Source organism: Butyricicoccus sp. AM27-36 (assembly GCF_003480945.1).
Lineage (GTDB): Bacteria > Bacillota > Clostridia > Oscillospirales > Butyricicoccaceae > Agathobaculum > Agathobaculum butyriciproducens.
In genome coordinates this window covers 47,620-62,589 of record NZ_QUJR01000008.1, presented here as the reverse complement: position 1 = coordinate 62,589, position 14,970 = coordinate 47,620, and the positions used below count along the sequence as shown (strand labels likewise).

The window sequence follows — 14,970 nt, the reverse complement described above, 5'->3', positions numbered from 1 at the left end:
TTCAATTTGTTTGCATTCTATGATAAAAGAGTCCGAATACCATTATGGAGCACGCTCTTTTCTGCGTTCGTCTATGATTACCACGGCTTCACGCCCCCTGTCCGGCCGCATCGAGCAGTTCCTCTGCATTGCGGCGTGCTGCATCCGAGATTTCCTCGCCGGAGAGCAGACGTGCAATTTCGTCTACGCGGTGTGCTCTGTCCATCGGGCTGACATCGGTGTAGCTGCGGCCGTCCCGCACGGATTTGGAAATACGCAGGTGGTGGTCGCCCATGGCGGCAATCTGCGGCAGATGGGTAACGCACAGTGTCTGCTTCTTTTTCGCAATCGCGGACAGCTTGCGGCCGATCTGCTGAGCCGCATGGCCGGAAACGCCGGTGTCGATCTCGTCAAAAATCAGCATACCAACATCTTCGCCCGCTGTCAATACGTTTTTGAGCGCCAGCATGATGCGGCTCAGCTCGCCGCCGGAGGCTACCTTGGAGAGCGGCTTTTCCGGCTCACCCGGATTGACCGAAATCTCAAACGTCACGGTGTCGCAGCCGTGCGCGGACAGCTTAGTTCCGGTACGGACCGCAACCCGCATTTTCACCTTGTCCATGTCCAGTTCACTCAGCTCGCGCACGATTTCGCTCTCCAACTGCTTTGCAGCCTTGCGGCGCTGCTCGGTGAGTTCCGCCGCGATGCCCTTGGCTTCCGCAAGCATACCGCGGTACTGCTCCCGCAGTTCTTCCCTGCGGTCGTCCGCATTCTCGAGTGTATCCAGCTCGGCGGTTATCTTCTCGAGGTACGCGAGGATTTCCGGAATCGTACCGCCGTATTTCTGCTTCAGACGGTAGATTTCGTCCAGGCGCTGCTCGACCATCTCGCGCTCCGCCGGAGAAAAGTCCAGATTGTCCCCCTGACTTGCCACGCTGTCGCGCAAATCTGCCGCCAGCAGGCGCACTTCCTCGGCCTGCTCGGCCATGCCGTCGAAGGCATCCGACACTTCGCGCAGGCTCTCGATGGCGTTTGCCGCCTGATCGAGCAATTCACACGCACCCGCAATTTCATCGTCACCCGAGAGCGCCATACGCGCCTGCTCGAGTGCACCCGCGATCTTGCCCGCGTGATCGAAATACGCCTTGCGCTGTGCAAGCGCCTCATCCTCATCGGGTTTAAGTGCCGCCTGCTCGATTTCCTCCTTGTGGAAGGTCAGCATATCGATGCGCTGCAGGCGTTCCTGCTCGCCGGTCTCCAGCGCAGTAATTTCCCGCCGTAGTGTCACCAGCGCCTGATATTTCGGGCGGTATCGCTCGAGTATTTCGGCACAGCCTGCGTAGCCGTCCAGATATTCGATGTGATGCGCTTCATCGAGCAGCTTCTGGCCGTCATTCTGACCGTGAATGTCGATCAGGTACGGCGCCAGCTGCCGCAGGACAGCCGCACTGGCCGGTTTCATATTCACGCGGCAGGTGCTCTTGCCGTCTGCGGAAATCTGCCGCTGAACGTACAGCGTGTCAGGCTCGTCACCGGAAAGTGCAAACTCGTCAAGCAGTTCGCGCAGAGCACGCGGCAGATCGGTGAATACCGCGCTGACAAAGCCCTTCTGCGCACCCGAGCGCACTAAGTCGCGGCTGACGCGCTTGCCGAGCAGCGCACCGATCGAATCAATAACGATACTCTTGCCCGCGCCAGTCTCGCCGGAAAGCACGGTCAAACCCTTATCGAGTTCGATGTCTGCACGTTCGATGACCGCTATATTTTCAATGTGGAGTAATTGCAGCATTGCCGCCTTATCCCTCGCTTACTTTAGAATGTCTCTTGCCTGTTCGCAGAACTTTTGCGCGCTGTCGTTATCGCGCATAACGGCAAATACGGTATCGTCGCCGCCAAGCGTGCCGACCACATCGGGTGCGCGCATGGCATCAATCGCCATTGCCGCCGCCTGACCCAGACCGGGCAGTGTTTTAATGACGACCATGTTCTGCGCCGCATCAATATCCGTGACGCATTCACGGAAAATGTTGCGCAGACGCGTGGTGAAGCTATCCGCCGCACCGGCGTTCGAGGAGGTATACTTGTACTTACCGGTCTCCGAGGAGAGCGTCTTGATAAGCCGCAGCTCCTTAATATCGCGCGAAATGGTCGCCTGCGTGGTGTTGTAGCCAAGTGCCCGCAAATGTGCGGTCAAATCCTCCTGCGTTTCAATCTCAAACCGGTCGATGAGATCGAGGATTTTTGCCTGTCGTTGAAACTTCATCGTTCGCGTTTTCCTCTCTTATAGCAGCGCCTCTCACAGCTTCTGCTGTAAAATTCGATAAAAACTATTGCCTTTTAGACGAATCAGCCGCGTCTGCAGGTCGGAACGGGTGATAATGACCCGATCATCCGGCCGCACGGCAAAGCCCTGTCCGCCGTCTGCCGAAATGAACACCTCACTGCCGCCCTCACAGGCTGCGGTGATGGATACGCTGCGCTCGGGCGCAAACACGAACGACTTTGCCGCCAGTGCGTGCGCACAGATGGGAATAACAGCGATGTTCTCCGCGCTCGGCTCAATGACCGGGCCGCCTGCCGACAGACCGTAGGCGGTCGAACCGGTCGGCGTGGCTGCAATAACGCCGTCGCCGTTAAAGCGGGTGACCTCCTCGTTGTCTGCCGAAATACCAACGCGCACCACGCGGAACGCGGTGCCCTTTGCGATAACAATGTCGTTGAGCGCGTCATTCTCGTACACGATACGCCCGCCGCGCTGCACGGCAACGTGCAGCATCATGCGGCTGTCCAGTGAAAATTCACCGGTGAACAGCTTTTCCATTTCGGGCAGTTCAGCCGGTTCCAGTTCGGTCATAAAGCCGACGTGACCGACATTGATGCCGAGCAGCGGCAGCTGATTCTGCGCCGCCTCTCTCGCCAGACGGAGCATGGTTCCGTCTCCGCCAAGCACGACCGCCATATCCGCAAACTGCACGGCGTCCTCGGTTTTCATGTAATCCGCGTCCTCAATGATGGGCGGCACGACCCGCATCTGCTTGGGCAGCATAAGCCGCACACCGTCACGCCGCAGCTGATCGCACACCGGCTGCAGGATATCGCGTGCGCTGTCCTTGCGCAGATTGGGATAGATGAAAATGTTCTTCATCATGCCTTTGCGTCCAGCTCCTCATGTGCCTGACGGACAACGTCTGCCAGATCCGGAATGTGCTCCTCGCCCTGCTTTGCCAGATAGCCGAGAAATTCAATGTTGCCCTCTGGTCCCTTGATGGGAGAAAACGTCACATCAAGCACCTTAAAGCCTGCCGCATGCGCGTTTTCCACATAATTCTGCAGCACCTCAAGGTGAATCTCTGGCTCACGGACAACGCCCTTTTTGCCGACCTTGCCCTTGCCGGCCTCAAACTGCGGCTTGATAAGGTTGGCAACATGGCCGTCCTCGGTCAGCAGGCTGGAAACGACCGGCAGTACCAGCTTGAGGGAAATAAACGACACGTCGATGACGCAGAACGACGGCGTTTCCTCCAGCATATCCGGCGTTACATAGCGGATATTGGTGCGCTCCATGCACTTGACACGCGGATCCTGACGCAGACTCCACGCCAGCTGGCCATAGCCGACGTCGATGGAATACACCTTGCGCGCACCGCGGCGCAGCAGGCAGTCGGTAAAGCCGCCGGTCGATGCGCCAACGTCCATCACGGCCAGATCGGTCGGGTCGATGTTAAAGTAGTTGAGCGCCTTCTCGATCTTCTTGCCGCCGCGGGACACAAATGCGTTCTCGTTGCCGCGAACCTCCAGTTCGGCGTTTTCGTCAACCATATCGCCTGCCTTGCCCGCCTTCTGGCCTGCAATGTAAACGATTCCCTCCATAATCGCAGTCTTTGCACGCTCCCGCGAGGGGCAAAGGCCCTTTTCAAACAGCAATACGTCCAGTCTCTTCTTAGCCAACGCTGTTCTCCTTCCCATTCCGATTTTTCATGATATATGCCGCAATGCCCTCGGCATCAATGCCGCAGTGACGGTACAGTTCGTTTACGCCGCCGTGCGGCAGAAAGCGGTTGCCGGTGTTCAAAAGATCGGTACGCTCGCTGCGGTGCGCGGCAAGCCACTCGCCGACGCTGCCGTTCGGTACAACGTCCTCCGCAACGACACACCAGCCGCCGAGTTTTTCCTTCTCCTCGGCATACGCCTGTTCCAGTCCGCTGCCGATTTCATTTACCTTGTAAACCTGTGCGCGGATGCCCTCGTGCATGAGGATTTCCGCAGCGTCGATCGCCTGATTGACCATAATGCCGTGTGTGACGATCGTCACCTCGCTGCCGGATTGCTCGTGTACGCACACGAGCGGCTGCGCCGACAGCTCCCTGCGGTACGCGCCTTCGCTGCCGCGCGGGTAACGGATAGCGACCGGTCCGGTCTCCCTGTAAATCGCACGGGACAGCATGGCTCGGAGTTCCGCAAAGTCGGACGGACAGAAAATCTTCACGCCCGGGACAGACCGCAGGAACGCGATATCCAGCACACCATTATGCGTTGCGCCGTCCGCGCCGACAATGCCCGCGCGGTCCACGCACAGGACAACGTGCAGACCTTCGATTGCAATATCGTGAACGATCTGGTCGTAAGCGCGCTGCAGGAAGGTCGAGTAAATGGCCGCTACCGGCACCAGTCCCTGTGCCGCCATACCGGCCGCCATACCGATGGCGTGCTCCTCGGCGATGCCGACATCGAAAAAGCGTTCCGGGAATTTCTCCGCAAAGCGGGTCAGTCCCGTGCCGGACGGCATAGCCGCTGTGATCGCGCAAATGCGGTTGTCCTTCTCGGCGAGTGCGCAAAGCTCTTTGCCGAAGAACGCAGAGAAGTCCTCCTTCTTCGCGGCAAGCGGTGCGCCTGTTACGCGGTCGAACTTGGACACGCCGTGGTATTTCTCCGGCTGCTGCTCACTCGGGGCATATCCTCTGCCCTTCTGTGTCATAACGTGCAGCAGAACCGGTTTTTTCATTTTTTTCGCCAGTGCGATGAACTCACACACGCTCTTGATGTCATGACCGTCCACCGGACCGAGATAGGTAAAGCCCATCTGCTCGAACAGCGAGGTCGGCAGGACAGCCCGCTTGATCTTCGCCTTGAAGCGCGATACCGCGCGCGTGATCGTTCCGCCGCCCGGAATACGGCTGAGCCGCTCCTTGATGCGGGTTTTTGCACGCAGATACTGCGGACTGACGCGCAGGCGCGACAAATGGCGGCTGAGTCCGCCGACATTCTTGGCGATTGACATATTGTTGTCGTTGAGCACCACGAGCAACGGCTCCCGCGAGGTGCCGGCGCTGCTCAGCGCCTCATATGCCATGCCGCCGGTCAGTGCACCGTCGCCGATGACCGCGACAACGTGGTATTTCTGGTTTTTAATCGTGCGTGCATGCGCCATGCCGAGCGCCACCGAAACCGAATCCGAGGCATGTCCCGTGATGCACGGGTCGGTGATGCTCTCCTCCGGCTTCATAAAGCCGCACAGGCCGCCATACTGCCGCAGCGTGTCAAAGCGATCGCGCCGACCGGTCAGGATCTTGTGGACATAGCACTGATGGCCTACATCGTAGATGATGCGGTCGCGTGAGGAGTCGAACTCGCGCTCGAGTGCGACAGCCAGCTCTACAATGCCCAGATTGGACGCCAAATGACCGCCGGTCTGCGACACCGAGTCCACAATGAACTCGCGCAGCGCAGCGCACAGCACGCCGAGTGTGTCGTACGACAGTCCGCGCAAATCGGCAGGACTGCTTATATTGTCTAAAATTCCGTATCGTTTCTGCTTCATCAATATCCCCACCTTTGGAAAGGCAGATTTATCTAAAATATCTTTGTTACTTTCTGTTATCCAGCTTGAGCGGCAGAACGGACAGCACGCGTCCGCAGAGCGCCAGCACCTTGCTGCTGCACATCACCGCGATGCCCTTGCCGGCTGCCTTGCCGCCGATGGTCAGTGCCGAAATCAGACCGGTAATCAGCAGCGATACCACAACCTTGAGTCCCGCACTCACACCCGAGGTGATATGTGCAACAATGAGTGCTCCGGTCGCACCGGAGATAATGCCGCAGATATCGCCCACCACATCGTTGCAGATGCTGGAAACCTTCTCTGCGTTTCGCACCATCCAGACCGCCTCGCGCGCGCCGCGCACACGGTGGGCCGCCATCGAGTGAAATTCCTTCTCGGTCGCCGAGGTGGATGCTACGCCGATCATGTCAAACACAATGCCGAGCGCAATGAAGAGCAGCAGCACAGCAAAGGACAGAATCGTGCCCGCACTGGCCAATGCTTCGTTCGAGATATAGGACATGACAACGCTCAGCGCAAAGCTGATGACAGTGATCAAGCCGACCCATGCGGTATTAACAGCCTTGGGCTTTTGCGGCGGTTTTTTCTTTTGTTTGTCGGTCGTATCCACTGAAGATAACTCCTTCACCGATTTTTGCCCCGGATTTATTCCATAATAGCAGAAAATTGCGGCAAACCGCAAATTCCGCCGCCGGGACGTATAGACAATACCGCATAGCAGTGTTGCATTTATAACCGCTTTCGCGGGTTCTTTATTAAGGTAAGTGACGGCAGACCGAGTAAATCTTGCGGCTTGAGGTTCGGTTGGTTTTCCCCGCGGACTGCCTCGCGTCGCCGTCAAGGGGGTTTCCCATTAAAGTCCGTGCCGAGATGTTACCATGTTCGGGACCGAATTGCCACTGAGTCCGCACTGCAATCCACGGTCTGCCTCGTTAGAATAGCCTAGGTGATTTCCACTACAGTCAAAACGATTCTTAGCCTCTTTTGCAGACATGGTTTCAAAAGTCAATTCCCGCGGCATTCCTGGCCGGGAAACCGCAGGCGGATACCTTATTCACCATGGCCACTCAAGGCAGGCTACACTGCACACAGCACTTTGGTCCTTACGTCGGTGATCAATCCTTTGTAACTTCCGCTGCACCGCATTGCAGGTTTCATCCCGTGCCGTTGGACGTCCATCAATCTCTTGTGAAATGCTATAGGCATCCGACAGTCACGGGTCTCCACGGCAGGAGGGTCGGTACTTCATGCCATTGAAGCGCGCCCTCAAGCCTTAACCTCCAGCATCCACCCCAAACTGGGCGTAAGAAGCAAACACCAGAGACTTCATCGATATGCCCGTCTACGGATTTTTAGGCCCGTCTTGGGAATCGCATGAACTGACTAGGATACTACGTCACTTATCTGTTATATTAACACAGAACGCATAAATATTCAAGAAATGTGTGTAAATTTTATGTGAATGTGTGTCTTACCTGGTGCGGCCGGTCAGGCTGCGTGCCAGTTCGACAAGGAATGCATGACCGTCCAGCGGTTTTACCGCGTTCACTGCTTCCTCGGTCAGCTTTGCCGCAAGCTCTCGGCATTCCTCCAGACCGAGCAAAGACGGAAATGTGGATTTCTCACTGGCCGCGTCCTTGCCGATGGATTTTCCGAGTGTTGCGGCATCTCCCTCAATATCAAGGATATCGTCCTCAATCTGGAACGCCAGACCCAGCTTTTCGCCGTAAGCGCGTGCCCGAGCGAGAGTGTCCTCGTCGGTCGCACCGGCGGCCGCACAGCCGAGTTCACACGCGGCGCGGAGCAGACACCCGGTCTTGAGCTTCTGCAGCAGGCGCAGCTCATCGAGCGAGATTTTGCGATGCTCAGCACCCATATCGAGCACCTGACCGCCGACCATGCCGTTCATGCCCGCGTTTTCGCCCAGAATACGAATGCAGCGCACGATGGTCTCCGCCGGAACATCCTTTGCCGCCGAAGCCGTCTCAAAAGCCGCCGTCAGCAGTCCGTCACCCGCGAGGACTGCCGTCGCTTCATCGAAAGCCTTGTGGCAGGTCGGTCTGCCGCGGCGCAAGTCGTCGTTATCCATGCACGGAAGGTCATCATGGATGAGTGAGTAGGTATGGATCATCTCAAGCGCACACGCGAACGGCAGCGCCTTCTCGATATCGCCGCCGCACAGGCGGCAGAATTCCAGCACGATCACCGGGCGCAGGCGCTTGCCGCCTGCCATCGCGGAGTACTTTGCAGCCTCGAAAATGCGGTCGTAACCCTCGCCGGTCTCCCGCGAGAGGTATTTCTCCAGTGCAGGTTCAACGAGCGCAATATCTGCCTTTAACTGCTCGGAAAACGTCATTTTGCTTCCTCCTCTGCCGCAAACGGCTGCTCTGTGAGTTCACCCTGCATGTTCTCCTGCATGACGGTGACCTTCTGCTCGGCCTTGTCCAGCAGCTTGCCGAGGGACGCGGATAGTCTGGTGCCCTCCTCGAACAGCTTCATGCTTTCGTTCAGCGGTGCTTCACCGCGCTCGAGCAGCCGCACGATCTCTTCCAGACGTGCCATCTGGCTTTCAAATGTTCTTTCCGCCATGTTACTTGTCCTCCTCGATATCGGTCACGCGGCAGTTCGCCGCACCTTTTGCGAATTGAATATGCAGAGTGTCTCCCTGCTTGAGCGCCGCTGCATCGGTTACGACCGTGTGCTTGACACCCTTGGTCGCTACCGCATAGCCGCGTCCCAGAACGCGCAGCGGGCTCATTGCGTCGAGTGTCGCTACGGTCTGTGCAAACCGCAGTTTACGGCGATGCAGGCCGCTTTGTCCTGCCGCGAGCAGGCGCTGCCGCAGTCCGTTCAGTCGGTTGTGCTCGGTCTCCAGCCGCGCCGGAACCGCCGAAAACAAGCGTTCCTCGGTCTGGGTCAGCAGCAGGCGTTTTTCCTCGATGTATTTCATCGGTGTGCGGTTTGACAGTCGCTCCTGCAGACCGTCCAGCAGCTTTCTCTGCTGCTCTGTTCTGCGGTGCGCCGCCGTGTGCAGGCGGGCATCCAGTGTGCGTAAGTGCAGCGCGTACTCGGCTCTGTCAGGCACGGCAAGCTCCGCCGCACCGGACGGCGTAGGCGCACGAAGATCGGCAACAAAGTCCGCAATCGTGAAATCCGGCTCGTGACCGACCGCGGAAATCACCGGAATCTCGGAGGCAAAAATCGCCCGGGCAGTCACTTCCTCGTTGAACGCCCACAAATCCTCCATCGAGCCGCCGCCCCGACCGCACAGAATGACATCTGCTTCGCCGATGGCATTCGCCAGAGCGATCGCGCGTGCAATGCTCTCCGCCGCGCCCTGTCCCTGCACCTGCGCCGGATAGAGCACAACCTTGGCCAGTGGCCAACGCCTGCCGAGAATGCGGATCATGTCGCGCACCGCCGCGCCGGTCGGCGAGGTTACGAGCGCGATACTGTCCGGACAGGACGGAATCGGCTTCTTGTACCGCTCGGAGAACAGGCCTTCCGCCTGCAATTTAGCCTTGAGCTGCTCAAACGCAAGGTTGAGCGCACCCGCACCGTCCGGAATGATCTCGGAGACGTAAAGCTGCACCGCGCCTGTGCGCGGGAACGAGCTGACGCGCGCCTTGACGATGACCTTCATGCCGTTCTGCAGACGGAATTTCAGCCGCATCGCGTCCGAACGGAACATGACCGCATTGATGGCCGCATTTTCGTCCTTGAGCGTCATGTAGTGGTGTCCGGATGAATGCGCCTTATAGTTCGAGATTTCGCCCTGCACCATTAACCCGCGGTAGCCGGGAACCGCATCGAGCAAGTCCTTTATTTCATTGTTTAATTGAGATACTGTGTAAATCGTTGCCATTCCAACAAGTTAGGAGTGAGGAGGCAGGACTGAGGAGTTTGGTTCATTTTCCATCCTCCATTTTCAATTTTCCATCCCTACCACCGAACTCCTACCTCCTATCTGTTACAGAGTTTTGCCGCCAGCACTGCCACGCCCACAGCATTATCTCCCGAAAGTGTCGGCTCCGCGAAGGAGATCTCCCCGCCGAACCGTTTATTCATGCGGGCACGGATGATCTGGCTGGCCATGACGCCGCCTGCGCACAAAATCGGGCAATGATACTGCTCGCGCGCCTGCTCGGTGGCTTTGATAACGGCATTTGCCACGGTCTCGAGCGCAAAACGCGCCATCTGCTTTGGCTCGGCGCTCTTGAATTTATTCTCTACCTGATTCTGCATACCGGAGAGCGAGAATTTACACTCGTTTACCTTGGGCGTAAAGCCCTTTTCCGGCTCGGCGGTGAGCGCCAGCGCATCCAGTGCGCCGCCGGACGGGAACGGCAGACCGAGCAGATTTCCCGCGCGATCGAGCAACTGACCGGCTGCAAGATCGGTCGTACCGCCGATGCAGGTGCAGTCCGGCAGGCCGTCCGCGCCGCACTTCACATGCAGCAGCTCACTCGTGCCGCCGGACAGGTGCCACGCCAGGAATTCGCCGTCAAGCAAATCCAGCTTGCCAGCCGACAGCGCCGCTGCCGCGATATGTCCCTGCTGATGGGAAACGGTAAAAAGCGGCACGGAAAGCAAATGCGCCGCGCTCCGCGCGACGCTCTCTCCTGCCAGAAAACACGGCATATACGAGCCTTCCACCGCGCGGGGACGGGTGCTGACGCCGATGGCGCGCACCTCTCCCTGCGGCAGAGCCTCGATTTTTTCATGCAGACGCACGGTATGCTGGAACAGTGCGTCCGACTGGCGCAGACCGATCGCGCCTTCCGGCACGGTCAGCAGTCCGCCGCGGTTGACCCACTCGCCGGTCTCGGCGTTGTAAATCGCCGCCGACGTGCGATAGTTAGACGTATCAATCCCCAGAAAGCGCTCAGGCATTGGTGCTCTCCTGCTTTCCCTGCGGGAACTCTGCACGGGCGGCAGAGCCGAGCACGCCGTTTATGAAGGAAGCGGCATCCTCGGTGTCGTACTTCTTCGCCAGCTCAACGGCCTCGTTGATGGCTACGCCGACCGGAACGTCGTCTACATCGCGCATCTCAAAGAGCGCCAGACGCAGTACCGCGATCGTCATGTGGGACAGACGGTTGAGCGACCAGCCCTTGGAATTGGCCTCGATAATGGTATCGAGCACCGGCAGGTCGTTTGCCACGCCCTTTACCACCGCGCGGATATACGCGGTCTGTTCCTCGCTCAGCTTGCCCGCATACAGTGCGATATCTCCGCTGATGGACTTCATGATTTCCTCATCCAGTCGCTCGTTCAGGTTTTCTTCTTCAAACTGCTGGAACCCCATCTCAAAGATCAGGTGCAGCGCAATTTCTCTTGCTTTTGTTCTGCTCATCACACACATGCGGCAGGACCTCCTATATTCTACGCAAATTTTGCCTATTATTCAGTATAACTATTTTATCCTATTTTCGGGCAAAACGCAAGGCGGTATTCCATATTTCATAAAACCGGACAACAAAAAACAGGCACAGCCGCAACCATGCCTGTTTTGCTTATGTTACTCGGCGTCTGCCGTCTCCGCCGGAGTTTCGGTCTCGGACGGTGCCGGCTCGGCCTTTTCCTCAGCCGAAGCGGACGGCTTGAAGGTCACGCCGCCGACATGCACGTTGATCTCGACAACGCGCAGACCGGTCATGGACTCGATCGAGGACTTGACGTTCTCCTGCACTTCCTTTGCCACATCGCAGATGTTGTAGCCGAACAGTGCGAGGAAACCGATCTCTACCTTAACGGTATCATCGTCGCCGAGTTCGATACGAACGCCCTTGGACAAATTCTTTTTACTGATAAAGCCGACAATGTCGCTCGTCAGGCTGGAATACAAACCGCTGACACCCTTGGTTTCCGAGGCCGACAGTGCTGCGATAGACGCAACAACATCCTCAGAGATACGGATAGAGCCCTGATCGCTTTCGGTGGACCAGTACTCCTTGTGATCTGCCATAGTGCTCACTCTCCTTTTTTGAGACAATCCCATCATCCGGTATTGTCTAAGAGCATTATAGCACAGTTTGTGTAAAAAGCAAAGTAAAAATACACGATGTTCATTAAGACGCTTCCACGATTTTGATCTGCCCCGCTGTCATGCCGGTCTCCGAGATAACGATATCCCGGATAACAGCCACGTCCTCAGCCTGCAGACCACCGTCCGGCGGCGCTACCACGATATTCGCGCTGCTGTCACCGAGCATCACAACTGCGTCCTCGTAGCCTTTGGCGCGAATCAGGCTCTCGATGTTGGCTTCGGCCACCGTGTCGTCCGCCAGTGCGGAAATCTGTGCCGCCGCATCGTCTTTTGCACTCTGGTCTGCGGTGTCGCTCTCACTGAGCTCCTTGAGCGTGCTCACCGCTTCGTCTCTCGCCTGCGTGCGCGTCAGCCGTGAGGATGCAAAATAATCGCCCTCACCGGCGGTGCTGTCCACCGAGGCATCGGTCTGCGTATCCGCCTGCGCGTCGGTCTGCTGCGCCGCAAGAAGGTCCTCCGGCGTGTCAACGTAGCTCCAGTTCAGGTAAGCCGCTGCGCACAGCAGCAGCGCGATCACACCGTAGACCGCTCCGCGTTTTTTGATCTTCTTCATCTGCCTGCCCTCCTAACGAATTGCTATACCTTATGTATCGGATTGCATTTTCAGAACCGTAACTTTGTCTGCGCCGATGCCGCACACCGTGCTGACCGCCTGTGTGACGGACAGCCGAACGGATGCGTCATCTGCGCCATCGCACAGCACAACCGCACCGCGGAATACCGGCAGAACGCGCTTGACCATCACGGGCGTTTCGCCGCAGCTGCCGTTCGAGACCACGCTGACATCGCTCTCCAGACTGCGGCTGTCACTCCCGCTTGTCTGGCGGGTGTTGACCGCGTAGACCGATTCCTCGGTCTGGTCGAGCGACAGCATGAGCTCCACACGACCGGCGCCGGAAATCCCCGAAAGTCTCGTCTCCAGTTCCTGTTGAAAATCGTTTAGGTCGAACGACTGCGAAACCGTTGTATCCGCACTTGTGGTCTGCACCTGCTCCGTGTTTCCGCTGTGCCCCGAGGTGAGCAGCAGCACGCCTGCGAGCAATACCGCCAGCACGGCCCGGTATTTCTTCAAAACCGGCAGGATTTTCTCCTTGACGGCAGTTAAGTTTTCGTTATCCGGCAGTTTCATCTTGCGATCAGCTCCTGTCGTTCTGCGGGTACGCCGCATTCCTTGGTCAGCAGACTTTGCAGCTCGGACAGGCGATTCGCCGCTGTACTGTCGTAGTACACGGTTACCTTATCGACCTGCAGCAGTCCGTCCGCATCATTCGCCATCTCCACATTCACCGTGCACGGAATACCGGCTTCCTCTGCACGCTGCTGCACCGCCTTCGCAATGCTCGCCGCGACCGTGCTCATCGTGGTCTGCATGTTGCGCGCCTGCATTTCGTCTAAGTCGCTCTGCGAGACGCTGCTCTGCCAGTTCCACGACAGCAAGTGCAGTCCCGCCAGCGGCTGCAGGAGCGCCAGCAGCATGAGCAGACCGGCAGCTGTCCTCACAACCTCTTTTAAGGCTCCGCCGCCTGCCAGCTTGAGCGCCACCGCAGACGCGGCTCCCGCGATCGTCACGCGCAGTAATATCGTTTGCAGTAATTCAGTCATATTGGTTTCACCATCGCCACCATATACACAAGTTCGAGAAACAGTATCATGCAGCAGGTGCTCAGCATGCCGAGCAGCAGACCGAAGCCGGTGCCTACGTTTTCGAGAAACCGCTTCATGCCGTCCGAGCACAGCGGCGAGAGCACGGCTGCACCCGCCTTGTAGCACAGGTAGCTTGCTCCCGCCCGAACGAACGGCACAAAGCAGATAGCCGCTACACACAGCATCCCGAAAATGCCGATTGAGCCGCGCAGCAGAGCCGCACCGGACAGCATGGTTTCGGTCGCGTCCGAAATCACACCGCCGACCACCGGAACCGCACCGGACACGGCAAGTTTCGCGGTCTTTAGCGTCATGCGGTCCACGTTGCCGGAAACACCGCCCGCTATCGCAAGATATGCGGTGAACAGCGTTAAAATGAGTTTAAGTACACCCGAGGTCAGGGTTTTTATGCCGTCCGCGATGCCGCGCAGCATGCCGTTGCCTGCCGCAGCATCCACCGCCGTGATAGCAAGATACGCGCACGCCGCCGGAACAAGCAGGGCGTTCACCAGCCGTATCACAAGATCAAACACCACCATAGTCGCCGCCTGTAAAACCGTTGCGGTCGCCGTGTTTCCGCCGGTCGCAAGTACAGTGGCGAGCACCGGCTGAAGTGCGCCCGAAAACACGCCGATCTGGTCGAGCGTGTCGCGGCAGAGCGACAGCACACCCGTGAAATCCCGCAGGAGCACTGCCGCACAGCCAAGTGCCGCCGCCATGTCGATCCAGTCGTTGGCCTCGCCGCCCGCCGCCGCAGAAAAGCCGCGCGCCGCCGAGGCCAGCAGCACAATCACGGCTACGCGCAATAGTCCGCCAAGTGCAGTCCGAATCGCACTTTGGCTGTCCGAGGTCATGTTTTCCAGCACGCGGGAGACCGAATCCGACAGCGTGTCCGCGTTTTCCGGCGATACGCCGTCAAGGTATTGCCGGGCGCTGTCCGGCATGGCATCGGTCAGACTGCTGCCGCCGACTGACTGCACCTGTTCCTCACTCACAGCCGCATGCGCGAACGGCAGGAACAGCAGGAACAGCAGGAGCACGAGAATGGCATTCAGCGCCAGTTTGCGTTTGCTCATACCGCCCACTCCGTAATAAGGTCGAGCACCTGCTCGAAAAGCGGCAGGCACACAGAAAGCGTCAGGACAGCGCCTGCAATCTCCATCTTGGCGGCAAGCGCGGACTGACCGGCGTCCCGGCAAAGCGCGGCTGCGATCCGCACCACGACCGCCACGCCGACTGCCTTGCACACCGGCAGATACAGCGCGGAATCCAAGCCGCACTGCGAGAGCAGACCGGAAAACCGCTGCGCCGCGCTTCCGGCTGCGCTGAACACCCGCAAAAGCAGGATCACGCCTGCCGTCAGCACCAGCAGAAACGCGATAGCGGGCGCGTCCTTTTTCAGCACCAGCGACAGCGTGAGCGCCGCAAGGACAATGCCGCAAATCAAGCCTAATTCCAT

The 14,970-nt window shown here is 58.2% G+C and carries 17 protein-coding genes; all 17 read right to left on the bottom strand.

The genetic code is table 11. The annotated features are described in order from the left end of the window. Window positions 1–88: 88 nt before the first annotated feature. The 17 genes from recN to DW724_RS11300 all read right to left on the bottom strand — a co-directional run bounded on the left by recN (window position 89) and on the right by DW724_RS11300 (window position 14,970). On the bottom strand, window positions 89–1,768 hold the full coding sequence (gene recN, locus DW724_RS11380) for a DNA repair protein RecN (RefSeq protein ID WP_118761549.1): 1,680 nt from the start codon (window positions 1,766–1,768) through the stop codon (window positions 89–91). Between the two features lie 18 nt (window positions 1,769–1,786). Continuing rightward, a complete protein-coding gene (locus tag DW724_RS11375; protein ID WP_118761548.1) occupies window positions 1,787–2,242 on the bottom strand; it encodes an arginine repressor in 456 nt (151 codons plus the stop codon). 33 nt (window positions 2,243–2,275) lie between these two features. Then, a complete protein-coding gene (locus DW724_RS11370) occupies window positions 2,276–3,127 on the bottom strand; it encodes an NAD(+)/NADH kinase (protein WP_118285992.1) in 852 nt (283 codons plus the stop codon). After that, window positions 3,124–3,945, bottom strand: a complete 822-nt coding sequence (locus DW724_RS11365; RefSeq protein WP_118761547.1) for a TlyA family RNA methyltransferase — start codon at window positions 3,943–3,945, stop codon at window positions 3,124–3,126. Before DW724_RS11365 ends, DW724_RS11370 begins: the two co-directional genes overlap by 4 nt. After that, complete coding sequence (gene dxs / locus DW724_RS11360) at window positions 3,920–5,797, bottom strand: 1-deoxy-D-xylulose-5-phosphate synthase (RefSeq protein ID WP_118761546.1); 1,878 nt, start codon at window positions 5,795–5,797, stop codon at window positions 3,920–3,922. Before dxs ends, DW724_RS11365 begins: the two co-directional genes overlap by 26 nt. 46 nt (window positions 5,798–5,843) lie before the next feature. Continuing rightward, window positions 5,844–6,428 (bottom strand): hypothetical protein, encoded by a 585-nt coding sequence (locus tag DW724_RS11355; protein ID WP_199677294.1) that lies wholly within the window; start codon window positions 6,426–6,428, stop codon window positions 5,844–5,846. Window positions 6,429–7,289: 861 nt separating this feature from the next. Next, window positions 7,290–8,174 carry a polyprenyl synthetase family protein gene (locus DW724_RS11350; protein ID WP_118761545.1) on the bottom strand — a complete coding sequence of 295 codons (885 nt, stop codon included), beginning with the start codon at window positions 8,172–8,174 and terminating at the stop codon, window positions 7,290–7,292. Continuing rightward, on the bottom strand, window positions 8,171–8,407 hold the full coding sequence (xseB, locus tag DW724_RS11345; protein ID WP_117490672.1) for an exodeoxyribonuclease VII small subunit: 237 nt from the start codon (window positions 8,405–8,407) through the stop codon (window positions 8,171–8,173). The genes DW724_RS11350 and xseB overlap by 4 nt, the downstream gene beginning before the upstream one ends. A gap of 1 nt (window position 8,408) precedes the next feature. Then, window positions 8,409–9,683, bottom strand: a complete 1,275-nt coding sequence (gene xseA / locus DW724_RS11340; RefSeq protein ID WP_118761544.1) for an exodeoxyribonuclease VII large subunit — start codon at window positions 9,681–9,683, stop codon at window positions 8,409–8,411. Between the two features lie 98 nt (window positions 9,684–9,781). Continuing rightward, window positions 9,782–10,711, bottom strand: a complete 930-nt coding sequence (locus tag DW724_RS11335; RefSeq protein WP_118761543.1) for a DNA-binding protein — start codon at window positions 10,709–10,711, stop codon at window positions 9,782–9,784. Continuing rightward, window positions 10,704–11,183: a transcription antitermination factor NusB gene (nusB, locus tag DW724_RS11330; protein WP_118285986.1), complete on the bottom strand. Its 480-nt coding sequence runs from the start codon at window positions 11,181–11,183 to the stop codon at window positions 10,704–10,706. The genes DW724_RS11335 and nusB overlap by 8 nt, the downstream gene beginning before the upstream one ends. 156 nt (window positions 11,184–11,339) lie before the next feature. Then, window positions 11,340–11,786 (bottom strand): Asp23/Gls24 family envelope stress response protein, encoded by a 447-nt coding sequence (locus DW724_RS11325; protein ID WP_110436702.1) that lies wholly within the window; start codon window positions 11,784–11,786, stop codon window positions 11,340–11,342. Window positions 11,787–11,889: 103 nt separating this feature from the next. Further along, complete coding sequence (locus DW724_RS11320; protein WP_118761542.1) at window positions 11,890–12,420, bottom strand: SpoIIIAH-like family protein; 531 nt, start codon at window positions 12,418–12,420, stop codon at window positions 11,890–11,892. 30 nt (window positions 12,421–12,450) lie between these two features. Further along, the gene (locus DW724_RS11315) at window positions 12,451–12,996 is read right to left on the bottom strand and encodes a hypothetical protein (RefSeq protein WP_118761541.1); all 546 of its coding nucleotides are present in this window, start codon (window positions 12,994–12,996) and stop codon (window positions 12,451–12,453) included. Further along, window positions 12,993–13,469 (bottom strand): stage III sporulation protein AF, encoded by a 477-nt coding sequence (locus DW724_RS11310; protein ID WP_118480210.1) that lies wholly within the window; start codon window positions 13,467–13,469, stop codon window positions 12,993–12,995. Before DW724_RS11310 ends, DW724_RS11315 begins: the two co-directional genes overlap by 4 nt. After that, window positions 13,466–14,587 (bottom strand): stage III sporulation protein AE, encoded by a 1,122-nt coding sequence (locus DW724_RS11305; RefSeq protein ID WP_118761540.1) that lies wholly within the window; start codon window positions 14,585–14,587, stop codon window positions 13,466–13,468. The genes DW724_RS11310 and DW724_RS11305 overlap by 4 nt, the downstream gene beginning before the upstream one ends. Next, window positions 14,584–14,970, bottom strand: a complete 387-nt coding sequence (locus tag DW724_RS11300; protein WP_118359567.1) for a SpoIIIAC/SpoIIIAD family protein — start codon at window positions 14,968–14,970, stop codon at window positions 14,584–14,586. Before DW724_RS11300 ends, DW724_RS11305 begins: the two co-directional genes overlap by 4 nt.